Genomic DNA, 23,906 nt, shown 5'->3' with positions numbered 1-23,906 from the left:
TGGCTAACCTAAAAGGTATTGCTCTCCTTGTCAACCGCACAAACAGCAGGTTATGCGACTTACACTTGCATCCGTACAGTACAATGTTGAAAATGAGACGTATTTACTACAACTGACTCAGGATGCGAATTCGTGAATTTTGCCACTTTTTGCCGTCGTACTTTACTCGCCAGCGGGCTGTGCCTTTTAGGAATTAACTCAGCGCTGGCGGCAGACTGGCCGCGTCAGATCGTCGATAGCCGCGGCACTCATACGCTGGAGAGCAAACCGCAGCGCATCGTCTCGACCAGCGTCACCCTCACCGGATCGTTGCTGGCTATTGATGCGCCGGTGGTCGCCAGCGGCGCGACCACGCCGAATAACCGCGTGGCAGACGCGCAGGGCTTTCTGCGCCAGTGGGGCGATGTCGCTAAAAAGCGCAACCTGGCGCGACTCTATATTGGCGAACCCAGCGCCGAAGCGGTGGCGGCGCAGATGCCGGATCTGATTCTGATAAGCGCCACCGGCGGCGATTCCGCGCTGGCGCTGTACGACCAGCTGTCGACTATCGCGCCGACCCTTATCATCAACTACGACGATAAAAGCTGGCAGACGCTTCTTACCCAATTAGGGCATATTACCGGTCACGAAAAGCAGGCGGACGCACGCATTGCCGAGTTCAATAAACAGCTCGTTTCGTTAAAAGAGAAACTAAAGTTGCCGCCGCAGCCGGTCACCGCGCTGGTTTATACCGCCGCGGCGCACAGCGCCAATATCTGGACGCCGGAATCAGCGCAGGGTCAGATGCTGGAACAGTTAGGCTTTAAGCTGGCGACGCTGCCGGGTAACCTGCACGCCAGCCAGAGCCAGGGTAAGCGTCACGACATCGTACAGTTAGGCGGCGAGAATCTGGCGGCGGGTATCAACGGCGAAAGCCTGTTCCTGTTCGCCGGCGACCAGAAAGACGCCGAGGCCATTTACGCCAACCCGCTACTGGCGCACCTACCGTCGGTTGCCGCTAAACGCGTTTATCCGCTGGGGACCGAAACCTTCCGTCTGGACTACTACAGCGCCATGCTGGTGCTGCAGCGTTTATCAGCGCTCTTTGCCTGATTCTCTCCCCGGCGCCCTGCGCCGGGATCTCATTTCACATCATAACTCACACCATCCTGTTGTTATAAAAGAATTTTTTATTTCTTTCCTCTCTTGATACCTCATCGGCGCCTCACGCGAATCATCATCGTTTCAGGTGTTGTTTTGTGATTAGCCATCGTCGCCGCCTTCCCTGAATATCTGCCCCACACCACTTGAGGTGGACATTCAACTCAGAAGGAACTTACCGTGACCACTAGCAAATTGATCAAGGGCGATACCCTGACCGAAACCAGCAATGCGGCAGATGGTTTTAACCCGGCAACTGAAGTCAGCAACTACAGCTATACGTCAGACCGCGTCGCTAAACCGGTCTATAACAAATACAAAAGCGCGACCAACAAACCAAAGGTCTTCGGTTACTACACCGACTGGTCTCAGTACGATGGCCGCCTGCAGGGCAGCGATGCGAAAGATAACCGCGGACGCGGCTACGACCTGACCAACGTCTCCCCTACCGCTTACGATAAAATCATCGTTGGCTTCGTCGGCGTAACCGGCTTCCATAAAGTGGATGGTCTGTATCGCGATGTGGTAGCCGAAGGGGCTGAGCAGTGCGGCAAAGTCAAATATGAACCGACCTTCCTCGACCCGTGGGGCGACTTCCAGTCTTACGTTAACGTTGGCCACAGCGTCAGCGGCTGGGATGTCGATCCGAAAACCGTAACCCAGACAAACACCAAAGGCCTGCTCGGCGGTCTGCGCGACCTGCAAGCGAAAGCCAAACAACAGGGCCACAACCTGGTGCTGTCCATGAGCATCGGCGGCTGGAGCATGAGCAACGGTTTTCATGAAACCGCGGCATCTGATTCCTCGCGTAAAATCTTCGCTAAAGGCGTGGTGAAGCTGTTCAAACAGTTCCCGATGTTCAGCGAAGTGGATATCGACTGGGAATACCCGAACGCCGAAGGCGCCGGCAACCCCTACGGCCCGGAAGATGGTGAAAACTATGCGTTACTTATTGCCGAACTGCGTAAGCAGCTGGATTCTGCCGGCCTGAGCGATGTCAAAATCTCTATCGCCAGCTCCGCCGTGGTGAAGACCTTTGATTATTCCAACGTCAAAGCGCTGATGAATGCCGGTCTGTACGGCATCAACGTCATGACCTATGACTTCTTCGGCACCCCGTGGGCGGAAAGCATCACCCACCACACCAATCTGAAAGCCATTGAGCAAGGCGGCTGGGCGATTAACACCATCGTTGAACATCTGCTGGCGGAAGGTTTCCCGGCTGAGCGCATCAACATCGGTTACGCCGGCTATACCCGTAACGGCCGCAACGCCGAGCTGGAATCGCTGTCTCCGCTGAAAGGCACCTATAACCCGGGTAACGGCACCACCGTCGGTACCTTTGAATCCGGTACCAACGAATGGTATGACGTCATTTATAACTACCTGGATCTGGAAAACCAGAAAGGGCGTAACGGCTTTAACGTTTATACCGACCAGGTGGCTGACGCTGATTTCCTCTACAATCCTGAATCCAAACTGTTTATGTCGCTGGATACCCCGCGCACCGTCAAAGCCAAAGGGGAATACGCTGCCAGCCTGGGGCTGGGCGGTCTGTTTACCTGGACTATCGACCATGATAACGGCGTGCTGGTTAACGCCGCCCGTGAAGGTCTGGGCTACGAAATCGCCTCTGAAGTTATCGATATGGACCCGTTCTATTTCGAAGGCATTAACGTTGTGCCTGCTGATGAACAAGAAGACGATAAGTCAGAAGATGAGCCAACTGAACCGACGGTAAACCATGCGCCGGAAGCGGCAATTGAAATGATGGTCGTAGGCGGCTCCCGCGTACGCCTGTCCGGGGAAAAATCGTCTGATGAAGATAGCGACGAGCTGAGCTACAGCTGGGGCGTGCCGGCAGCCATTGATGTTGCGGATAAAACCGCCGCGGTTATTGAGTTCGATGTACCGGAAGTCACCGCGGATACCGAGTTCACTTTCACGCTGTTCGTTCGCGATACCTGGGGCGAACCGTCAACCCAGCAGCGCTTTATCCTCTCCGTTGTCGTGGCTTCCGGGGACGGTCAGAGTGATGACAAGCCAGCCGATGAGCCGGCAGATGAACCTGCTGACGAAGAAAAAGAGACTGATGACACCACGCCTGCGCAGGATGATGACGTGGTACCATCTGACGACGCCACGCCTTACCCGCTGTGGGATGCCAAAACCGTTTATGGCGGCAACTGGGGTACCTTTGAAACCGTGAGTTGGAAAGGCCACAACTATCAGGTGAAATGGTGGTCTCAGGGCAAACAGCCTGACCTGTACTGCGGCCAGTTCGACGTCTGGAAAGATCTCGGCGCGTACTAAGGGTTATAAATGAAGCCAGGCCCCGGAGCAATCCGGGGCCTTTTTGCTGTTGTCGCGCTTAACTTTCGCAGGCCTGCTCCGGACGCTGAAAACGGCGTAGCTCGCGCAATAAGCCAATCAGTAATACGCCAACAATCACCAGCGCCCAGCCGCTGGCGCTGGCTGAAGCCACCGGGGTCATTACCGCCCCTAATCCACCCAACAGCGCCGCGCCAATAGCATCGCCGGTCACGTTCTGCGCGGTCCACAGGCCATTAATGCGCCCCAGCATATTTTCCGGCGTTTGCGTTTGGATCAACGTGTACTGTAGCAGCGAGCTTATCGCGCTCAGCCAACCAAACAGCGCCAGACAGAGCGCGCCCAGCGCCCAGAACGGCATCACGCTGAACAGCGCAATCGCCACAAACGACCCTACCGTCGTTATCAGCATCAGCGCCCCCGGCTTCGCGGTATGCGCCAGTTGTCCGCTGGTTAACGCCCCCAGCGCCGCGCCAAGCGGAATGGCGGCATACAACAGGCCAATCTGCGAATTTGACATCTGCCAGCCTTCCGCCAGCGCCGGATAAAGCACCCGCACCGCGCTGGCCATCGTCAACAGGCCGCCGAGCAGCGCAATGCCGCCAATAAGCGGGCTATTAAAGAGAAATTTCAGCCCCGCCAGCAACGATTTCAGCGGATGCTCGCGCGGCTGCGGCGGTGGCGGCAGCCGCGGCAGGCGTAGCAGCGTCAGGGTGGTAATGAACGTCCCCGCCGCCGCCAGGCCATAGTTCCAGGCCACGCCGCCGGTCGCCAGCAATAGCCCGCCGATCATCGGCGATATCACCGAACCGAGACGCACGGTCAGCATGGTGATCGCTCCGGCCTGCATCAGGTTTTCGCGGCCGACTAAAGCCGGCGTTGCCGCCAGAAGCGCGGTCACGCCCAAAGAGGCGAAGAAGCCATCCCAGATCCCCAGCAGGTAAATTGCCGCCAGCGAGGGTTCCGGTAGCATAGCGTTCAGGCACAGGCCGACGAAGCCCACGCCGCAGGTGCCACGCGCCAGCAGGATCAGGCGTTTGCGTTCATAACGGTCGGCCAGCACGCCGCCGACCATCAGCCCAATGAACATCGAACAGCCGGTCAGCATCACCGAGAGCCCCACCTGCCAGGTCGAATGGGTCATCATCTGGATTTGTACCGGGATCGCCACGCCTAGCAGGCCAAGCGACAGGATAGAAATAAAGCGAGCGATAAAGACGGCGCGGAACGCCGGATGGGTGCGCAGGAGGCTGACATCAAGCAGCCGGGAAGGTCGGTTCATGCAAGGGCCTTGTCGTTATTTTTCATACCATTTTTATGGTTTCTCATGGTAACATACCTGAATAAAATCGATAACGATAATTAATATCATTATCATATCAGGGATTTGAACTATGTCGTTTTCTACGACCACGGTGCGCGCCGTCGCCGTGCCTGGTCTCTTGTTACTTTTAGCTCTCGCGATTGCGCTCAGCCTGCTTATCGGCGCCAAACCTCTGCCGCCTTCGGTGATTGTCGATGCCTTCTCCGGCAGCTGTCAGAGCGCCGACTGCACTATCGTACTGGATGCCCGCCTGCCGCGTACGCTGGCCGGATTGCTGGCCGGCTGCGCGCTTGGCCTCGCCGGCGCGCTAATGCAAACCCTCACCCGTAACCCGTTGGCCGACCCGGGCCTGCTCGGCGTCAACTCCGGCGCCAGCTTCGCCATCGTGCTCGGTGCGGCGCTGTTGGGCATCACTTCGCCGCAGGAGCAGTTGCTGATGGCCTTTTGCGGCGCCTTCGCCGCGTCGCTACTGGTCGCGTTTACCGGCAGCCAGGGCGGCGGCCAGCTTAGCCCGGTGCGCCTGACCCTCGCGGGCGTGGCGCTGGCGGCGGTCCTGGAAGGCTTATCTAACGGCATCGCCCTGCTCAACCCGGACGTGTATGACCAACTGCGCTTCTGGCAAGCCGGCTCGCTGGATATTCGCACCCTGCAAACGCTGAAAATCGTCCTGCTACCGGTGCTGATTGCCGCCGTGGTAACCCTTTTTCTCAGCCGGGCGCTGAACAGCCTGAGTCTCGGCGCCGACACCGCCACCGCGCTCGGCAGCCGGGTCGCGCGCACCCAGTTAATCGGCCTGCTGGCGATAACCGTCCTGTGCGGCAGCGCGACGGCGCTGGTCGGCCCTATCGCCTTTATCGGCCTGATGATGCCGCATATGGCGCGCTGGCTGGTGGGGGCGGATCACCGCTGGTCATTGCCGGTTACGCTGCTCGCCACCCCCGCCCTGTTGCTGTTTGCCGACGTGCTTGGCCGCCTGTTGGTGCCTGGTGAATTGCGCGTTTCGGTGGTCAGCGCCTTTATCGGCGCGCCGGTGTTGATCTGGCTGGTTCGCCGTCAGCCGCGAGGAGGTGCGCTGTGATGGCTCCCTCCCGCCGCCTGATGTTCTGCTGCCTGCTGCTGATCGCCGCCAGTCTGCTGGTGTCCCTGCTCGGTCTGGGTAATGGCCTGGTGCCGCTCAGCATTGAACAGGTGGTTTCCGCGCTGCTCGGCGACGCGCCGCGCAACGTCAGCATGGTGGTCACCGAATGGCGCTTGCCGCGCGTGCTGATGGCGCTGCTGATCGGCGCCGGGCTTGGCGTCAGCGGCGCCATTTTTCAGTCATTGATGCGTAACCCGCTGGGTAGCCCGGACGTGATGGGCTTCAACACCGGCGCCTGGAGCGGCGTGCTGGTGGCGATGGTGATGTTCGGCCAGAACCTGACCGCCATCGCGCTGGCGGCGATGCTTGGCGGCGTGCTGACCTCGCTGGTGGTGTGGCTGCTGGCGTGGCGCAACGGCATTGAAACCTTCCGCCTGATCATTATCGGCATCGGCGTGCGCGCCATGCTGGTGGCATTCAATACCTGGCTGCTGCTGCGCGCGTCGCTTGAGACTGCCCTTTCCGCCGGGTTGTGGAATGCCGGTTCGCTCAACGGCCTGACGTGGGGCAAAACCTGGCCATCGGCGCCGCTGATCCTGCTGATGTTAGCGTGCGGCGCGCTGCTGGCGCGGCGGATGCGGCTGCTGGAGATGGGCGACGATACCGCCTGCGCGCTGGGGGTTCGAGTCGAACGTTCACGCCTGCTGCTGATGCTGGTGGCGGTGCTGCTGACCGCTTCCGCCACCGCGCTGGCCGGGCCTATTTCTTTCGTCGCGCTGGTAGCCCCGCATATCGCCCGACGGATAAGCGGCACCGCACGCTGGGGGTTAACCCAGTCGGCGCTGTGCGGCGCGCTGCTGCTGGCGCTGGCCGATTACTGCGCCCAGCGCCTGTTCATGCCTTATCAGTTACCGGTAGGGGTGGTCACCGTCAGTCTTGGCGGTATCTACCTCATCGCGTTATTAATTCAGGAGTCCCGCAAAAAATGACCGCTGTAACTTCCCGTTTGCGCGGCGACCAGTTGACCCTGGCCTACGGCAAAAAGACCATCGCCGAATCGCTGAACGTCACGATTCCTGACGGCCATTTCACGGCGATTATCGGCCCCAACGGCTGTGGTAAATCAACCCTGCTTCGCACCCTCAGCCGCCTGATGACCCCGTCCAGCGGCCACGTTTATCTCGATGGCGAGCAGATCCAGCACTACGCCAGCAAAGAGGTGGCAAAGCGGATTGGCCTGCTGGCGCAGAATGCCACCACGCCCGGCGATATCACCGTACAGGAACTGGTGGCGCGCGGGCGCTATCCGCACCAGCCGATGTTTACCCGTTGGCGTAAAGAAGACGAAGCAGCGGTAAATAACGCGATGCGGGCGACGGGGATTGTCGACCTCGCGCTGCAGAGCGTGGATACCCTCTCCGGCGGCCAGCGCCAGCGGGCGTGGATTGCGATGGTACTGGCGCAGGAGACGGCGATTATGCTGCTTGATGAGCCGACGACCTGGCTGGATATCAGCCATCAGATCGACCTGCTGGAACTGTTAAGCGAGCTGAATCGCGAGAAGGGATATACGCTGGCGGCGGTACTGCACGATCTCAATCAGGCCTGTCGTTACGCCACCCATCTGATCGCCCTGCGCGACGGTAAGATCGTTGCCGAAGGCGCGCCGAAAGAGATCGTCACGGCGGATCTAATTGAGCGTATCTACGGTCTGCGCTGCACGATCATCGACGATCCGGTGGCGCATACGCCGCTGGTAGTGCCGCTGGGTCGCCGATAATCTTTTCTATACCATCTCAACCATCGCATTCCCGGCTTGCGCTGCGCTGAGCCGGGCTACCCAAAACGGGTAGCCCGGGCTCTACCGTTACCCCAGAATCTCCCGCACTACCGGGCCTATCGCTTCAAAGGCCTGCGGTGAGATAATCTCGACGTGGGCGCAGTTCTGGCTGAACACCTCCAGCTCGCCAACCCATGGCCCCCATGCGACCTGCGGATCCATCCCTTTCTGACGCGTTTTCTCCGCCACAAATAGCGTTGCCTTGCCGTCAAACTTCGCGCTGTGCGCGGTCGTCAACAGGCGCACCGCATCGGCGTAGTTACCTTCGATCGCGCTGAACAGCTCGCCGGAAGCCTGCCCCTGCTGAGCAGCGAGAAACGCTTCGCGCTCGCGGGCGATTTCCGCCAGCACTTCGGGATCCAGGCCGTTCGCCTCTTTCTCCGCCCAGTTTTGCGTCTCCGGCGGCCAGGTATCGAGCAGGCCGAGGAATGCCACCTCTTCGCCGCGCTGGCGTAAACGGGCGGCAATCCCCTGCGCCAGCGTTCCACCGAGCGAATAACCAAACAGATAGTAAGGCCCATGCGGCTGCTGCGCTAAAAGCGTGCGCAGATGGTGCTCGCAGACTTCGTCGAGGTTGGCGGCGGAGGCCATTGGCCCCGTCGGACGCGGCGACTGAATACCGGTAATTGACCAGCGCGGGTTAAGATAACGCGCCAGCACGCTGAACTGCCAGGCAAAACCGGAGGCCGGATGGAAGCAGAACAGCGTCGGACCGTCGCTCTCGCGCAGCGGCAACAGCGCATCGAAGCCCAGGCGCTGCGCCTGCTCGTCGCTCAGGTCGGAAGCCAGCAGCGCGCTCAGCTTGCCGACCGTCGAAGCGACCATCACCTGCCCCGGCGTCACCTGCCGCGCCAGCTCGCGGCTAAGCTGCGCCGCCAGCCGCATCGCCAGCAGCGAATGGCCGCCGAGGGCGAAGAAATCGGCGTCGATGTCATTTACCTCGCAGCCCAGCAGCTGGCTGAACGCCGCGGCAACGGTCATTTCGGTAGCCGATTGCGGCGGGCGACCGCTGCGCTCGCTGCTTAAGGAGGGGAGCGGTAGCGCTTTACGATCCAGCTTACCGTTGGCGCTGAGCGGGAAGGATTCCAGCTGGATTAACACCACCGGCACCATGTGCGGCGGCAGCTGTTCGCTAAGACGGGCTTTCAGCGCCGCCACGTCCAGCGGCTGGCCGGACTCGCTCACCAGATAACCGACGAGCTGGCGGGCATCGCCGCCGGTGGCCGCCGCCTGATTGAAGACGCAGGCGTGGCACACCGCCTGCGCGACGTCCGGCAACGCCGCCATCACCCGGTCGATCTCGCCAAGCTCAATGCGCTGGCCGCGAATTTTCAACTGATCGTCGCTGCGGCCAAGATACTCTACCGCCCCGTTATCCAGCCAGCGCGCCACATCGCCGGTGCGGTACATGCGCTCGCCGGGGGCAAACGGGTCGGCAATAAAGCGGCTGGCGGTGAGATCAGGTCGCCCCATATAACCCTGTGCCAGCTGAATGCCCGTTAAGTACAAATCACCCGCCACGCCCGGCGGCACCGGGCGCATGGCGGCATCAAGAATACGTAATCCGGTGTTCCATACCGGCCAGCCGATAGGCACGCTATTGCCGGTTACCGCCGCCAGCTCTGGCCCGCAGGCGGGATACCAGCTGACATCCACCGCCGCTTCCGTCGGCCCGTACAGGTTATGCAATGGCGCGCCGGTTAAGCGCTCCCATTCGCGACACAGTTCCGTCGGCAGCGCTTCGCCGCTACAGAAAACGCGTTTTAGCGTCCGGCAGGACGACACATTATCGCTATCCAGCGAGGCGACAAACGCCGCCAGCATCGACGGAACAAAGTGGGTGGTGGTCACGCCATAATCCGTGAAGAACCGCTGCATCGCCTGTGGATCGCGATGCGCCTCCGGCGCCGCCATCACCAGCTGGGCGCCGGTCATAAACGGCCACCAGAACTCCCATACCGAGACATCAAAGCTGCACGGCGTCTTCTGCGCCACCACATCGGCGGCGGTTAACGGATAGTGATTTTGCATCCACAGCAGGCGGTTCACGATGGCGGTCTGCCCGACCATCACCCCTTTCGGCCGTCCGGTGGAACCGGAGGTGAAGATGATATATGCGGTATGTTCCGGTTTTGACAGCGCCAGCGGCGTATCATCTTCAGCAGCCAGCGGCTGCTGATAACACAAGCTGCTCAGCCCAGGAATATCGCTAAAACGGGCCAGTTGATCGTCAGAGGTAATCAGCAGCGAAGGCCGCGCATCTTCCAGCATCATCCGCAGACGATCATCCGGGTAGCCGGTGTCCAGCGGCAGCCAGGCGGCGCCGGCTTCGACAATGCCGTGCAGCGCCAGCGTCAGGAACACCGAACGCGGTAAGGCAACCGCCACGCTATCCCCCGGCTTCACGCCGCGTTGCCGCAGCAGGTTGGCCAGCGCCACCACCTGTTGGCGCATTTCGCGGTAGCTAAAGCGCCAGTTGGCATCCGCCAGCGCCGGGGCATCCGGCGTTTTCCGCGCCTGTTCCGCTACCAGCGCGCTGAGGGTAGTGGTCGGCAGTGGCATCGCGGTATTGTTGATCAATGCCAGCTGCGCGCCTTCTTCCGCCGACAGCATCTCCGCCTCGCCGCAGCGTAGCGCCGGGTTGGCGGCGAACTGCGCCAGCAGCGCGGTCAGCCGCGACACGTGGCGGTTCAGCGTCGCCTCATCATAACGCGCTTTATTGGCGAGGATCTCCAGCGACAGACCGCCGCGTTCGTCCGGGAACAGTGCCAGCTCGAGGTCATTCACCGGGCCGGTGGCGAGAGTATGCGTCTGCGCCTGCACGTCGTCGATATCCAACTGGTAATCAAAGACTTTGATGTTCAGCACCGGGCCAAACAGCGGTTCGTCGCCCGCCGCTTTACCGCTATCGCGGACAATTTGCTCGGCATCGTAGCGCTGATGGCGGCGCATTTTTTTCAGTTGTCCGGAGAGACGCGTCGCCAGTTGCGCCAGCGTCTCCTGCGCGTCGATATTCACCGCCAGCGGCAGTACGTTGAGTACCGGGCCGGTGGCGGTCAGCGCCGCCGATCCCATGCGGCGCATAAAGATAAAGCCAGCCGCGTAATCCATTCGGCCGCACAACCGCCCCAGCCACAACGTCGTCAGCGCCAACGCCAGATCGGCGCGCTGGCACTGCGGCGCGCTGGCCGCGAGCTGGCTGAAGACAGCCGGATCGGCCTCCAGTTTCAGGCGCCAGATATCGCTGCTGGTCGCCCGCCCGGCCAGCGGCGCGTCTGATAGCGAGGCCGGAGACGGCAACGCCTGACGCTGCGCCTGCCAGAAGGCTTTATCGCGCTGCCACGCCTCGCTGCCGTAGTAGCGCTGATACTCTTCCACCACTTCGGCGAACGGCGTAAACGGTGAATCCGGCGTCTCTTCGCCGCGTTGCCAGGCACGATAAATAGCGGCGATCTGGCGGGTAATGGCCGGGAAACTAAAACCATCGACCAGTAAATGGTGATAGCGCTGATACCAGTACCAGCAGTCGTCGCCAACGCGCATGAGCTGATGGCAGACCAGCGGATTACCGCTGTCGACGCGCAGATTCTGCCCGAGATCGCTTTGCATCAGCGTCAGCGCGGACATATGCGGATCGGCCTGCTGGCGCAGGTCAACGCTTTGCGGCTCGGCAAACTCGCGCGCGTCATCAACCCACTGCCACGCTTCGCCATTATCTTCGCAAAAGCGCATGCTCAGGGTATCGGCCTGCTTAAGCCCGGCGACGATCGCCTTACTCAGCAGCGCCGGATCAAGATTGCCGCGCAGTTCAACATAGTGGGCAACGCTCCAGGCGCCGGGTAGCGTGGAGAGGCGTTCAGCCATCCAAATTCCCGGCTGCGCCGCAACCAGCGGTAAACGTGTACTCATCGAAAGCTCCTCAGGAGGCGTAGTGCGCTGGGATAAGGGTTGACCAGTTGGCGGCAAGCCAGGCGTTACAGGCCTCTAATGACTGCGGCGGACACTCCACCGTCCAGCCTGTCGGCAGCGCGCAGTGATGCGGCCACAAACTATATTGCCCCTGTGCGTTGCGCAGAATGTAAAACTGCCCTTGCGGATTGTCGAAGGGGTTGCTGAATTGCATCTCTCACTCCTCATTAAGCGCGTGTTGTTGCCCGCGGCGCAAAGGCTGCCACAGCTGGATAAGCCCGGACGTCAGCCCGCCGCGCCAGCATAGCGCGTCATGACCGCCGTCAACCTGGCGCCAGAAAACGGACGGCGTGGTCTGCCGTAGTTGCGCGAAAAGCGCCTGGTTGGCGCGAAAAATAATCGGCTCGCGCACGCCGGCTTCCAGCCAGATACGCAGCCCCTGCGGTCGAAGCTCGCCGCGCTGCAGTTGTTCAAGTATCACTCCCGGCTGGCTACTGCCGCGCTGCGGCCACCAGTACGACCCCGACTGGCTCAGAACGCAGCCAAAACGCTGCGGCCAGTGGAGCGCGGCATACATCGCCGCCAGACCGCCGAAGCTCTGCCCCGCAACTACCGTCCTGTCGGCGCGATCGCTGAATGGCGCCACGGCCTGCACCAGCGGCAGCAGTTCTTCCTGTACCGCCAGCCAGAAATCACGATTGCAGGGCAGCTCCACGCCGCGGTGTTGATTGTCGATAACGTCGATCAGCACATAGACCGCCGGCGGCAGGCGGCCTTCCCGCGTCAGCCCCGCCAGCGGCGCAAAGACAGGCATGCTTTCGGCCCAGAACTGGCCGTCAAGCAGGACCGCCAGCGGGCGATCCGCCCCACTGCCGGTGGTGTAAATCCACACTCGTCGCTGGTTTCCTAATCGCTGGCTGCGCCATTCAATACAGCGCGGCGCTGGCGAAACCGGCTCGCGATAATGCCAACCCGGCTGTTCCGGCGCCTGCGGCAGTTCCAGCGCTGAGACCGCGTGGCCGCGCCCCCCCTTCCAGCTTTGCGGATTGCGGGGATCGGCAACCGCCCGCGGCAGCAGTTTGCGCCAGCCTTCGCGCAGCAGCGCGCGGTCCGGCGCTTCACCGTTAAAGAGCTGCGGGGAAAAATCGTCGTCGCGTTCGGAGGGAATAAAACAGTAGCTGCCGCGCCAGCTGGCGGGGAGCGTGGTTTGCCAGCACCAGGCATCGGTACCTGGGATGCGGTGCAGGGTTTGCGGCGCCGCGTTGTGGTGATGATCGGTGACGCCGGTAATGTAAATCCACACCCGCCGAATCGGCGACGTGGTTTCGCTGCCTGCCGGATCGCGCCACCAGAAGGTCACCCGATATGCGTCGCCCAGCGCCTCTGTCTGCGGGCCGGCGATCCCCCGCCACCAGTCGTCACTTCCCGTTATTTGCATTCCGTCAGTAACCCTATGTTTACCGTGATTTTTATCAACAAAGGTAATATTTATTGATAATATTATTGATAACTATTTGCATTTGCAATAGCGTATTAACGCGCCTATGGGTAGCGCGTCTTCTCATTACATTAAATCAAGGTCAGAGAGGGTCTTTTCAGAGCGTTTGGCTCGGTCGGCTACGGAAAGCGTTCACCTTCTACTGGCTACATTTATGCCGCCTCCTCTCCCGGTGGGAAGGGGCTTCTGGGGAAAGCGGCAAAGAAAAGCGGAACTGACTTACAATGAATAACAGGATTAAGTCCCTGGCCTTAATGGTCAATCTGGGTATCTACGGGGTGGCATTCCCGCTGTGCGCGGCGGAAGAAACCACCGACAGTAAACAAGCCGCCGGTGAAGAAACGATGGTGGTCACCGCCGAGGTGCAAAACCTACAGGCGCCGGGCGTTTCCACCATTACCGCCGATGAAATTCGCAAACGTCCGCCGGCGCGCGACGTCTCTGAAATCATCCGTACCATGCCGGGCGTCAACCTGACCGGCAACTCCACCAGCGGCCAGCGCGGCAACAATCGCCAGATTGATATTCGCGGTATGGGCCCGGAAAACACTTTAATCCTGATTGATGGTAAGCCCGTGACCAGCCGTAACTCTGTTCGTCTCGGCTGGCGCGGCGAACGCGACACCCGCGGCGATACCAGCTGGGTACCGCCGGAAATGATCGAACGTATAGACGTTATCCGCGGCCCGGCGGCGGCGCGTTACGGTAACGGCGCGGCGGGCGGCGTGGTCAACATCATTACGAAAAAATTCGACAACCAGTGGCATGGTTCGTGGAACGCCTACATGAACATGCCGGAGCATAAAGACGAAGGCGCGACCAAGCGTACCGACTTTAGCCTCAGCGGCCCGCTGGGCGGCGATTTCAGCTTCCGCATGTACGGTAATCTCGATAAAACCCAGGCTGACGCCTGGGATATCAACCAGGGCCACCAGTCTGAACGTACCGGCATTTACGCCGATACCCTGCCCGCCGGGCGTGAAGGGGTAGAAAACAAAAACATCAACGGCGTGGTGCGCTGGGATTTCGCGCCGATGCAGTCGCTGGAGTTTGAAGCTGGCTATAGCCGCCAGGGCAACCTGTATGCCGGTGATACGCAAAACACCAACAGCAACGATCTGGTGAAAGAGAACTACGGTAAAGAGACCAACCGTCTCTATCGCAATACTTACTCCGTGACCTGGAACGGCGGCTGGGATAACGGCGTGACCACCAGCAACTGGGCGCAGTACGAACACACCCGCAACTCGCGTAAAGGCGAAGGCCTGGCGGGCGGCACCGAGGGGATCTTCAGCAGCAACCAGTTCTCGGATATCGATCTCTCCGACGTGATGCTGCACAGCGAAGTCAATATTCCGTTCGATCTGTGGGTTAACCAGAATCTGACGCTGGGTACCGAATGGAACCAGCAGCGCATGAAGGACAACGCCTCTAATACCCAGGAACTCTCCGGCGGTGAAATCCCGGGCTACGACAGCACCGGCCGCAGCCCCTATTCAAAAGCGGAAATCTTCTCGCTGTTCGCCGAGAACAACATGGAAGTGACCGATACCACCATGCTGACGCCGGCGCTGCGTTTCGATCACCACAGCATCGTCGGTAATAACTGGAGCCCGTCGCTGAACCTGTCGCAGGGTCTGGGCGACGACTTTACCCTGAAAATGGGTATCGCTCGCGCCTATAAAGCGCCGAGCCTGTATCAAACCAACCCCAACTATATTCTCTACAGTAAAGGCCAGGGCTGCTATGCGAGTAAATCCGGCTGCTATCTGCAAGGGAATGATGACTTAAAAGCAGAGACCAGCATCAACAAAGAGATCGGCCTGGAATTCAAACGCGACGGCTGGCTGGCGGGCGTCACCTGGTTCCGTAACGATTACCGCAACAAGATTGAAGCAGGCTATGCTCCGGTTTATACCAACGGCAAAGGCACCGATCTGTACAAATGGGAAAACGTGCCGAAAGCGGTAGTTGAAGGGCTGGAAGGCACGTTGAACGTGCCGGTCAGCGAGACGGTGAACTGGACCAACAACATCACCTACATGCTGCAGAGTAAGAACAAAGAGACCGGCGATCGCCTGTCGATTATTCCGGAATACACGCTGAACTCAACGCTGAGCTGGCAGGTTTATCAGGACGTTTCTGTGCAATCGACCTTCACCTGGTACGGCAAGCAGGAACCGAAGAAGTACAACTACAAAGGCCAGCCGGTCTCCGGCAGCGAGAAGAACGAGGTCAGCCCGTATAGCATCCTCGGCCTGAGCGCGACCTGGGACGTGACCAAAAACGTCAGCCTGACCGGCGGCGTGGATAACGTCTTCGACAAGCGCCACTGGCGCGCGGGTAACGCCCAAACCACCGGCGGCGACAAGGGTTATATGTACGGCGCTGGCGCGGAGACCTATAACGAATCCGGCCGTACCTGGTATATGAGCGTCAACACCCACTTCTGATAATATTAGTGTCTGACGCCCTCCCCCCCGGGAGGGCGTTTTTTCAACCCTGCGCTATTTTCTGTACCCGCGCGACAATCGACGCTGCGTCAAAACCGTGATGTTGACGCAGCCATCCGCGATCGGCGGCCGCCGCATACTCGCCATCCGGGATCCCCAGACGCTGCAAGGCAATCCCCGCGCCCGCTTCCGCCAGCACTTCGGCGACCAGGCTCCCCAGACCGCCGTTGACGTTATGCTCTTCGACGGTAATAACTGAACGGCATGACCGCAGCGCCGCCAGCAGCGCCGCGGTATCACAGGGACGAATCGACGGCACGCTGACCACTTTCGCCTCAATACCAAGGTCGGCAAGCTGCTGCGCCGCCTCCACCACTTCGTGCACGGTTGAACCGGTCGCCACCAGCGCCACCGCAGCGCCTTCGCGCAGGGTCAGCACCGCGCCGGGCACAAAACGGTACGCTTCGTCATGCAACTCCGGCAGCGCCTTGCCGTCAAGGCGGATATAAACCGGCCCCTGATACGCCAGGGCGTAGTCGATAATCTGCCGACATTCGCGCGGCGTGGAGGGGGCGAAAATCTGGATATTGCCGAAACCGCGCATTACCGCCAGGTCGTCAATAGCATGGTGGGTACTGGCCAATGGGCCATAGCTGGCCCCGGCGTTAAGGCCAAAGAGCTTGACGTTGGTGTTGTTGTAGCAGACATCGACTTTAATCTGCTCGTTAGCGCGGGAGACAAGGAACGGCGCGGCGTTACAGGTCACCGCCACTTTACCGCCGAGCGCCAGCCCCGCGGCGGTGCCGACCATGCTCTGCTCGGCGATACCGACGTTAACCAGCCGTCCGGGGAACTGCTTAATAAAGGGAGCGATCTTGGCCGTTGAGGTGGAGTCCGCGACCACCGGCACCAGATCGACGCCCTTTTCCACCGCGGCGATAAACGCCTCGACCATCACGTTCGCCAGGTGTTCTGCATTACTCATCTTTCAGTTCCTCCAGCGCCAGTGCGATTTCCTCGCCTTTCGGCACCCGGTGGTGCCACTCCGGGCGCCCCTGGATAAAGGAGATGCCCGCGCCCTTCGTGGTGTTGGCAATAATGACGTTAGGTTTACCGTTCTGCTGCAGCCCTTCGATAGCCGCGACCACCGAAGCCATATCGTTGCCGTCGCATTCGCTGACCTCCATGCCGAAGGCGCGCCATTTATCGGCCAGCGGATCGGTATTCATAATTTCACGGGTTGGCCCGGCCAGCTGAAGATTGTTCTTATCATTAATAATGACCAGGTTATCGAGGCCATAATGGGCCGCCGCCAGCGCCGCCTCCCAGTTACTGCCTTCTGCCAGTTCGCCGTCGCCGGTGATTAAAAAGATGCGGCGGGGGCTGTTGCTTTTCTTTGCGGCCAGCGCCAGCCCCACCGCAACAGGCAAACCGTGGCCCAGCGCGCCGGTGTTAAGCTCAATGCCCGGCGTTTTCTGCCGCACCGGATGACCGGGAAGGTGCGAGTTCGCGTGCTGGTAGGTCTCCAGCCAATCGTTCGGGAAGAAACCGGCTTCCGCCAGTACGCAGTAGTAGCAGCCCACCGCATGGCCTTTCGACTGGATATAGATATCGCGCTGCGGGTCGTCAAGACGATCGGGCGCCGCATTGAGTACGCGGAAATAGAGCGCGGTTAACAATTCGACCTGCGACAGGTCAGCCCCGGTGTGACCGCCAGCCGGACTATTGGCGTTTAAGCGGACAATGTGGCGGCGCACGGCGCGCGCTTTGCGCTCAAGCGTCTGGATATCAAATCTGTAGGGATTCATTTAATACCTCTGAATTTATTTTCAATATGGAATATTTATTCCAACAGGAACTAAAAAAACCAGATATCCCCATGTCGGTGGTTAGCCTTACACCACTGCGCCGTACTCAGGAACATTCTGCCTCCCGCTCCAGGCAAGCCCGGATAAACTCGTTGACTCAAAGCCATCTTGAATATATATTCAATGATGATTCTTTATTCGATTATGGCCTGGCTGTTTTGTTTTTGTCCATAGTCGATTTTGATGAGTGGTAAAAATTTGACCACCATCACACTTAAGTGTGATTTTTTTTCGCGTATGATAGAAGTCACTACGATAATGGCTGCAGCTAAACGCCTGAAGAAAGGCGATAAATGATTTTCGAGGATAAATATGGCTAAGCAGGATGAACAACGGCTATTGGTGAAGATTGCCACGCTTTACTATCTGGAAGGACGAAAGCAGTCTGATATCGCCCAACTTCTCTCGCTGTCTCAGTCATTTGTCTCTCGTGCGATTACCCGCTGCCAAAAAGAGGGCGTCGTCAAAATCAGCGTCGTGCAGCCATCGAATATCTTTCTCAATCTCGAAAAGGGGCTTGAGGATCGCTACGGGCTTAAACAGGCGGTGGTGGTCGATACCGAAGAAGAGGCCAGCGACCATACCATCAAGCGGGCGATTGGCTCCGCCGCCGCGCACTACCTGGAAACCCGCCTGCGGCCAAAAGATCTGATTGGCGTCTCTTCATGGAGTTCGACCATCCGCGCGATGGTTGATGAGGTCCACGCGCAAAACCTGAAGGCCAGCGGCGTCATCCAACTGCTTGGCGGTGTCGGGCCCAACGGCAACGTGCAGGCGACGATCCTCACCCAGACGCTGGCCCAGCGTCTTAACTGCGATGCCTGGCTGCTGCCGTCGCAGAGCATCGAAGGCTCCATGGAAGAGCGCAATCGCCTGCTGGCCAGCAAAGATGTCGCCGACGTGGTTTCACGCTTTGACGAGGTCGATATCGCCATTGTCGGCATTGGAATTCTCGAACCTTCCCAGTTGCTGAAAACGTCGGGTAACTATTATCACGAAGATATGCTGCAGGTGCTGGCGGCGCGCGGCGCGGTTGGCGATATCTGCCTGCACTACTACGACAAATATGGCCAGCCGGTGTTACGCGAAGATGAAGATCCGGTGATCGGCATGGCGCTGGAGAAAGTCAAAAAATGCCCGAACGTGGTCGCGCTGGCCGGCGGCACCGACAAAGTCGCGGCAATTAAAGGCGCGCTTACCGGCGGCTATATCGATGTTTTAATCACCGATTACCCTACCGCCAGATTACTGGTTAGCGACTAATCCTCCGCAGTTTTATGCCTCGTCAATCCCTGAGGCTGTTTTTCAGCAACAGGGATTTCAAAATAACTCATTATAATTCAATACATTAAACAACCATCCTCCCCGCCTTCGTGTCATATTCCCAATCTGTGAAATGTGATTGCCAGCACAATTGATGATTTTTCAGGTAGCCCATCACTGGGTTTGTGGCTTAAGGTATCAAATAAATAATCACTATCGAATATATATTCAGTGATTAAAAAGCGATAACGATATGTCACATCATGGCCTGCATAGACGCATGCAATGGCCGGAGACCATGTCTGTTTCCGCCGTTCCAGGACAATGGGTGACCGAGGAGAGCATCATATGCAGGCGACAGCCAAAGAGTTCATCATTGCGCTGGATGAAGGCACCACCAACGCGAAAGCCGTGGTGCTGGACAGCAAAGGCAAGGTTAGCGTCAAGTTCTCGCAGCCTCTGGCGATCCAAACCCCGCGCGAAGGTTGGGTGGAACAATCCGGCGAGGCGCTGATGGCGGCCTCGCTGGCGGTGATCGCCAAAGCGGTGGCTCACGTCGGCGCGGAAAACGTTGCGGCGCTGGCTATCAGCAATCAACGCGAAACCGCCATCGGCTGGTATCGCGCCAGCGGCGAACCCATTAACGCCGCCATCACCTGGCAGTGCACCCGCAGCGCCGCGTTCTGCGACACGCTGCGTCGCGATCGTCAGGAGCAGCGCATTAAACACGCCACGGGCCTGCCGATTGCGCCGCTGTTTTCCGCCTCCAAAATGCGCTGGCTGCTGGACGCCACTCCCGATGGCTATCAGCTTGCCGCACGCGGCGAGATTTGCCTCGGCACTATCGACAGCTGGCTGCTGTGGAATTTAACCGGCGGACAATCCTTCTTCTGCGATTATTCCAACGCCGCCCGCACCCAATTGCTGAATCTGCACCGCGGCGAGTGGGATGACGAGATGCTGACGCTGTTTGGTATTCCGCGCGCGGCGCTGCCGGAGATTAAACCGTCGAGTGGTCTGTTCGGCTACACCAAAGGGCTGGCGGCGATCCCCGACGGTATTCCGGTGATGGCGATGATTGGCGACTCCCACGCCGCGCTCTTCGGCCACGCGCTTGGCGAAGCTGGCTGTGTGAAAGCCACTTACGGCACAGGCTCCTCGGTGATGGCGCCGGTAAAATCGGCCCAGTGCGATATTGCCGCCCTGGCGACCACCGTCGCCTGGCACGATGGCGACCAGCTGGTGTGGGGACTGGAAGGCAACATTCCTCATACCGGCGATGCGGTAGCATGGATGGCTGACAGCACCGGGCTGAGCGAACTCTCAGCAGCCGATTTGGCCCACGAGCTGAATACCCTGCCCGCCTCCGTCGATTCGACCTTAGGGGTCTACTTCGTGCCGGCGCTGACCGGGCTCGGCGCCCCCTGGTGGGATGACAGCGCCCGCGGGGTGATCTGCGGCCTCAGCCGCGGCGTCAAGCGCGCACACCTGATCCGCGCGGCGCTGGAATCCATTACCTATCAAATTGCCGACGTGGTGGCGGCGATGCGCCAGCACGCTGAATTCACCCTGACGGCGTTAATGGTCGACGGCGGCCCAACCAACAACGACTGGCTGATGCAATATCAGGCCGACCTGCTCGGCTGCCCGGTGATGCGCAGCGATATCCCGGAGTTGTCCGCCATCGGCGCGGCGCTACTCGCCCGCAAAGCCCTCACTCCGGGTGAAACCGCCGACCTGCAAGCCTTTTTAACCGAACACAGCGCTTTTCAACCCGACATGGCCCGCCACCAGCGACTACAGCAGCGCTGGCGGGAGTGGCGCCATGCGGTAAACAGAACATTATGGAAACCGGATTCGCCAGCCTGATGCCCATCGGCGTCAGATTGAGCGACGAACCTTATTAACCCACTACAGGAGAACCCCGGCCCATAACGATGTATCGCACCCCCGAATTTATTCTGGGGAAATTTCAGACCGTAAAATCCTGCCCGCTCAGGGGCTCATTTGTTCGAATATAAAAATATAGGAACAGAGTCATGAAATTACGTTTAACTCTTTTAACCGCTGCGACCCTGACTGCCTTTTCCTTTGCCGCGCATAGCGCCGAAAAAGGCACCATTATGATAATGGTTAACTCGCTGGATAATCCTTATTACGCCTCGGAAGCCAAAGGCGCCAGCGAAAAAGCGCAAGCCCTCGGCTATAAAACGACCGTGCTCTCGCATGGCGAAGATGTCAAAAAGCAAAATGAGCTGATTGATACCGCCATTGGTAAAAAGGTGCAGGGGATTATTCTCGATAACGCCGACTCCACCGCCAGCGTCGCCGCCATTGAAAAAGCCAAAAAAGCGGGCATTCCGGTGGTATTAATTAACCGTGAAATTCCGGTTGATGATGTTGCGCTGGAACAAATTACCCATAATAACTTCCAGGCAGGTTCAGAAGTCGCCAACGTATTTGTTGAGAAAATGGCGGAAAAAGGCAAATACGCCGAACTGACCTGCAACCTCGCCGATAATAACTGCGTCACCCGTTCTAAATCCTTCCACCAGGTGATTGACCAGTACCCGGATATGGTCAGCGTGGCAAAACAGGATGCCAAAGGCACCCTGATCGACGGCAAACGCATAATGGATAGCATTCTCCAGGCTCACCCGGATGTCAAAGGGGTGATCTGCGGTAACGGCCCGGTGGCCCTTGGCGCCATCGCGGCGCTAAAAGCGGCCAATCGTAACGATGTGATCGTCGTCGGTATCGACGGTAGCAACGACGAACGCGATGCGGTGAAGGCCGGTACGCTACAGGCGACCGTGATGCTCCAGGCGCAGGCCATCGCCGCCCAGGGCGTTACCGATCTGGATAACTACCTGCAAAAAGGCGAGAAGCCGGCGAAGCAGCGCGTGATGTTCCGCGGCATTCTGATTACCCAGGATAACGCAGATAAAGTTCAGGACTTCAACATCAAGTCCTGAGTTCGGGTGGTTGCGCCCCTGCGGGGGCGCAGAGGAGAGCATTATGTACAAGAAAACCTGTCTCGCGCTGGCCGTTCTGGCGCTTGGCGGCTGCCGCATCGTCTCGCAGCAGGAGCTGGCAGACCTGAAATCCCCGCCCAATCCGCATATGGCGAACATCGATAAAACCTGGCAGCAGAGCATCGTGCCGCAGGTGGTCGCTAACGCCCGCCCGGCGGCGGAGTTAATGAGCGCGCTGAAGGCGCAAAAAGATATCGATAGCGCCTGCAAAGCGCTGGGCTACCGCGCCCAGGACGAAAACCCGTGCATCTTTTACGTTAAGGTGGTGGGCGCCGTCAGCAAGCTGGATAGCGCCTCGCGCAGCGGCAAAATGACCCTTGCCGATGGCAGCATCGGTAATGTGGTGGTGCAGATTGGCCCTACCCTGCGCGGCACCCTGCTGCGCGACGGTTACCGCGACGCCAGCTACCAGGACTTTAACGACCAGGTGCTGTTTGGCGAATACAGCAAAAATATTAACAGTCAGGCGGTCAAGATGATTCAGGCGGCCAACCTGAAAACCGGCGACAACGTAGAAGTGTATGGCGTTTTCTCGGCCTGGGATATTCCACAAACTATTCCGGAAATCACCCCGGCGAAAATCGTTCATCCGGGAGGTCAATAATATGACGCCGCAAGATATCGTCGCTCCCCAACCAGTCGAATCTGAAGTGATTATCGAAACCCGCGGCCTTTCGCGCATTTATCCCGGCGTGACCGCGCTGGATAACGTGAATTACCGGGTCTATCGAAATAAGGTTAACGTTCTGATCGGAGAAAATGGTGCGGGTAAATCCACCATGATGAAAATGCTTGCCGGCGTTGAAACGCCCTCCTCCGGTCAAATTATTCTCGGTGGCGAGGCGGTGACTTTAAACTCTACCCATCAGGCAGAGAAACTCGGCATCAGCATTATTTTCCAGGAACTGAATTTATTCCCCAATATGAATGTGATGGACAACATATTCATGGCTAATGAATTCTTTCAGAAAGGACGCATCAACGAGAAATATCAATATGCGTTAGCTAAATCGCTACTGGAGCGGCTGGAGCTCGACGTCGATCCCTACACGCAGCTGGGCGAACTGGGGATTGGCCATCAGCAGTTGGTTGAAATCGCCCGTGCGCTATCAAAAGACACCCGCGTGCTGATTATGGATGAACCCACCTCGGCGCTGAGCCAGTCCGAGGTCAAAGTGCTGTTTAAGGTCATCGAGCAGCTTAAGCGCCGCGGCGTCACCATTATCTATATTTCGCATCGCCTCGAAGAGCTGATGGAGATTGGCGACAATATCACCATTTTCCGCGACGGTCGCTTTATCAGCGAACGCAACGTCAGCGACGCCAGCGTGCCGTGGATCATTGAGCAGATGGTCGGCGATAAGAAAAAGCACTTTGATTATCAGCCCGCGCCAAAAGGCAACGCGGTGCTTGACGTTAAGGGGCTGACCGCGCTGCATCCGAGCGGCGGCTACAAACTCAATGATGTCACCTTTACCCTCAGCAAAGGCGAAGTGATCGGCATTTACGGCCTGCTGGGCGCCGGGCGCACCGAGCTGTTTAAAGGGCTGGTTGGCTTGATGCCCTGCCAGAACGGCGAGGTACATCTTAACGGCGAAAGCATCGGCAAATCTCGCTTTCAACACCGCCTGAAAAAGGGCCTGGCGCTGGTGCCGGAAGACCGTCAGGGCGAAGGCGTGGTGCAGATGATGTCAATTCAATCCAACATGACGCTCTCTGATTTTAGCCTGCAGGGTTTTCGCCGCGCCTGGCGGTGGCTGAATCCGCAGAAAGAAGAGTCCTGCGTAAAAGAGATGATTCAGCAATTGGCTATCAAGGTGAGCGACGCCAATTTGCCCATCACCTCGCTGAGCGGCGGCAATCAACAAAAAGTGGTGCTGGGTAAGGCGCTGATGACCCAGCCGCAGGTGGTCTTCCTTGACGAACCGACGCGCGGTATCGACGTCGGCGCAAAAACCGATGTCTATCACCTGATCGGCAAAATGGCCCAGCAGGGGCTGGCGGTTATGTTCTCCTCTTCGGAGCTGGATGAAGTGATGGCGCTGGCCGACCGCATCCTGGTGATGGCCGATGGCCGCATTACCGCCGATTTACCGCGCCATGCGGTGACCCGCGAAAAGTTAATCGCGGCTTCAACACCTCAAGATTAATCAGGCTGGAATCCATC

17 protein-coding genes are annotated in these 23,906 nt (G+C 58.9%); 11 read left to right on the top strand and 6 right to left on the bottom strand.

From position 1 onward, the window contains the following. Positions 1-132 precede the first annotated feature (132 nt). On the top strand, positions 133-1,092 hold the full coding sequence (gene fepB / locus EAE_RS13870; protein ID WP_015704711.1) for a Fe2+-enterobactin ABC transporter substrate-binding protein: 960 nt from the start codon (positions 133-135) through the stop codon (positions 1,090-1,092). A 228-nt stretch (positions 1,093-1,320) separates the two neighbouring features. Beyond that, positions 1,321-3,453 (top strand): glycoside hydrolase family 18 protein, encoded by a 2,133-nt coding sequence (locus EAE_RS13865; protein WP_015704710.1) that lies wholly within the window; start codon positions 1,321-1,323, stop codon positions 3,451-3,453. 58 nt (positions 3,454-3,511) lie between these two features. On the opposite strand, the gene entS is transcribed toward EAE_RS13865, so the two are convergent. After that, positions 3,512-4,753 (bottom strand): enterobactin transporter EntS, encoded by a 1,242-nt coding sequence (gene entS, locus EAE_RS13860; RefSeq protein ID WP_015704709.1) that lies wholly within the window; start codon positions 4,751-4,753, stop codon positions 3,512-3,514. 112 nt (positions 4,754-4,865) lie between these two features. On the opposite strand from entS, the gene fepD reads away from it, so the two are divergent. From fepD to fepC, 3 genes are read left to right on the top strand one after another with little or no spacing between them, the layout of a single operon-like run. Then, positions 4,866-5,873 (top strand): Fe(3+)-siderophore ABC transporter permease, encoded by a 1,008-nt coding sequence (gene fepD, locus EAE_RS13855; RefSeq protein WP_015704708.1) that lies wholly within the window; start codon positions 4,866-4,868, stop codon positions 5,871-5,873. Continuing rightward, a complete protein-coding gene (gene fepG / locus EAE_RS13850) occupies positions 5,873-6,862 on the top strand; it encodes an iron-enterobactin ABC transporter permease (protein WP_015704707.1) in 990 nt (329 codons plus the stop codon). Before fepD ends, fepG begins: the two co-directional genes overlap by 1 nt. Next, positions 6,859-7,653 carry an iron-enterobactin ABC transporter ATP-binding protein gene (gene fepC, locus EAE_RS13845; protein ID WP_015367776.1) on the top strand — a complete coding sequence of 265 codons (795 nt, stop codon included), beginning with the start codon at positions 6,859-6,861 and terminating at the stop codon, positions 7,651-7,653. Before fepG ends, fepC begins: the two co-directional genes overlap by 4 nt. An 87-nt stretch (positions 7,654-7,740) precedes the next feature. On the opposite strand, the gene entF is transcribed toward fepC, so the two are convergent. Genes entF through fes form a run of 3 tightly spaced genes read right to left on the bottom strand, consistent with a single transcriptional unit; the run spans position 7,741 to position 13,108 of the window. Next, positions 7,741-11,622, bottom strand: coding sequence for an enterobactin non-ribosomal peptide synthetase EntF (entF, locus tag EAE_RS13840; RefSeq protein ID WP_015704706.1), 3,882 nt, complete (start codon positions 11,620-11,622; stop codon positions 7,741-7,743). Positions 11,623-11,632: 10 nt separating this feature from the next. Continuing rightward, entirely contained in the window at positions 11,633-11,836 is a 204-nt protein-coding gene (locus EAE_RS13835; RefSeq protein WP_015367778.1) for an MbtH family protein, read from the bottom strand. 3 nt (positions 11,837-11,839) lie between these two features. Then, positions 11,840-13,108, bottom strand: a complete 1,269-nt coding sequence (gene fes, locus EAE_RS13830) for an enterochelin esterase (protein WP_223575871.1) — start codon at positions 13,106-13,108, stop codon at positions 11,840-11,842. A gap of 236 nt (positions 13,109-13,344) precedes the next feature. Here fes and fepA point away from each other — a divergent pair, with 236 nt between their 5' ends. Continuing rightward, entirely contained in the window at positions 13,345-15,573 is a 2,229-nt protein-coding gene (fepA, locus tag EAE_RS13825; RefSeq protein WP_015704704.1) for a siderophore enterobactin receptor FepA, read from the top strand. 43 nt (positions 15,574-15,616) lie between these two features. Here the strand turns inward: fepA and EAE_RS13820 are convergent, their stop codons facing one another. Further along, positions 15,617-16,558: a transketolase family protein gene (locus EAE_RS13820; protein WP_015704703.1), complete on the bottom strand. Its 942-nt coding sequence runs from the start codon at positions 16,556-16,558 to the stop codon at positions 15,617-15,619. Then, a complete protein-coding gene (locus EAE_RS13815; RefSeq protein WP_015704702.1) occupies positions 16,551-17,381 on the bottom strand; it encodes a transketolase in 831 nt (276 codons plus the stop codon). Before EAE_RS13815 ends, EAE_RS13820 begins: the two co-directional genes overlap by 8 nt. A gap of 372 nt (positions 17,382-17,753) precedes the next feature. On the opposite strand from EAE_RS13815, the gene EAE_RS13810 reads away from it, so the two are divergent. From EAE_RS13810 to EAE_RS13790, 5 genes are all read left to right on the top strand, one after another. After that, positions 17,754-18,704, top strand: coding sequence for a sugar-binding transcriptional regulator (locus EAE_RS13810; RefSeq protein WP_015367784.1), 951 nt, complete (start codon positions 17,754-17,756; stop codon positions 18,702-18,704). Positions 18,705-19,052: 348 nt separating this feature from the next. Further along, positions 19,053-20,573, top strand: a complete 1,521-nt coding sequence (locus tag EAE_RS13805) for an FGGY family carbohydrate kinase (RefSeq protein ID WP_015704701.1) — start codon at positions 19,053-19,055, stop codon at positions 20,571-20,573. 170 nt (positions 20,574-20,743) lie between these two features. After that, positions 20,744-21,679 (top strand): D-ribose ABC transporter substrate-binding protein, encoded by a 936-nt coding sequence (locus EAE_RS13800; RefSeq protein WP_015367786.1) that lies wholly within the window; start codon positions 20,744-20,746, stop codon positions 21,677-21,679. 43 nt (positions 21,680-21,722) lie between these two features. Continuing rightward, complete coding sequence (locus EAE_RS13795; protein WP_015704700.1) at positions 21,723-22,343, top strand: DUF2291 family protein; 621 nt, start codon at positions 21,723-21,725, stop codon at positions 22,341-22,343. Position 22,344: 1 nt separating this feature from the next. Continuing rightward, positions 22,345-23,889 carry a sugar ABC transporter ATP-binding protein gene (locus tag EAE_RS13790; protein ID WP_015704699.1) on the top strand — a complete coding sequence of 515 codons (1,545 nt, stop codon included), beginning with the start codon at positions 22,345-22,347 and terminating at the stop codon, positions 23,887-23,889. Positions 23,890-23,906: the final 17 nt, after the last annotated feature.

The organism is Klebsiella aerogenes KCTC 2190, from assembly GCF_000215745.1.
In the GTDB taxonomy this organism is placed as follows: domain Bacteria; phylum Pseudomonadota; class Gammaproteobacteria; order Enterobacterales; family Enterobacteriaceae; genus Klebsiella; species Klebsiella aerogenes.
This window is presented reverse-complemented; position numbering and strand designations above follow the sequence as displayed.

Bases quoted from the DNA above. Each gene is read 5' to 3' on its own strand.
- fepG (WP_015704707.1), top strand. From the start codon at position 5,873: ATGGCTCCCTCCCGCCGCCTGATGTTCTGCTGCCTGCTGCTGATCGCC.
- EAE_RS13815 (WP_015704702.1), bottom strand. From the start codon at position 17,381: ATGAATCCCTACAGATTTGATATCCAGACGCTTGAGCGCAAAGCGCGC.
- EAE_RS13820 (WP_015704703.1), bottom strand. From the start codon at position 16,558: ATGAGTAATGCAGAACACCTGGCGAACGTGATGGTCGAGGCGTTTATC.
- EAE_RS13835 (WP_015367778.1), bottom strand. From the start codon at position 11,836: ATGCAATTCAGCAACCCCTTCGACAATCCGCAAGGGCAGTTTTACATT.
- EAE_RS13805 (WP_015704701.1), top strand. From the start codon at position 19,053: ATGCAGGCGACAGCCAAAGAGTTCATCATTGCGCTGGATGAAGGCACC.
- fepD (WP_015704708.1), top strand. From the start codon at position 4,866: ATGTCGTTTTCTACGACCACGGTGCGCGCCGTCGCCGTGCCTGGTCTC.
- fepA (WP_015704704.1), top strand. From the start codon at position 13,345: ATGAATAACAGGATTAAGTCCCTGGCCTTAATGGTCAATCTGGGTATC.
- entS (WP_015704709.1), bottom strand. From the start codon at position 4,753: ATGAACCGACCTTCCCGGCTGCTTGATGTCAGCCTCCTGCGCACCCAT.
- EAE_RS13795 (WP_015704700.1), top strand. From the start codon at position 21,723: ATGTACAAGAAAACCTGTCTCGCGCTGGCCGTTCTGGCGCTTGGCGGC.
- EAE_RS13790 (WP_015704699.1), top strand. From the start codon at position 22,345: ATGACGCCGCAAGATATCGTCGCTCCCCAACCAGTCGAATCTGAAGTG.
- EAE_RS13810 (WP_015367784.1), top strand. From the start codon at position 17,754: ATGGCTAAGCAGGATGAACAACGGCTATTGGTGAAGATTGCCACGCTT.
- EAE_RS13800 (WP_015367786.1), top strand. From the start codon at position 20,744: ATGAAATTACGTTTAACTCTTTTAACCGCTGCGACCCTGACTGCCTTT.
- entF (WP_015704706.1), bottom strand. From the start codon at position 11,622: ATGAGTACACGTTTACCGCTGGTTGCGGCGCAGCCGGGAATTTGGATG.
- fepC (WP_015367776.1), top strand. From the start codon at position 6,859: ATGACCGCTGTAACTTCCCGTTTGCGCGGCGACCAGTTGACCCTGGCC.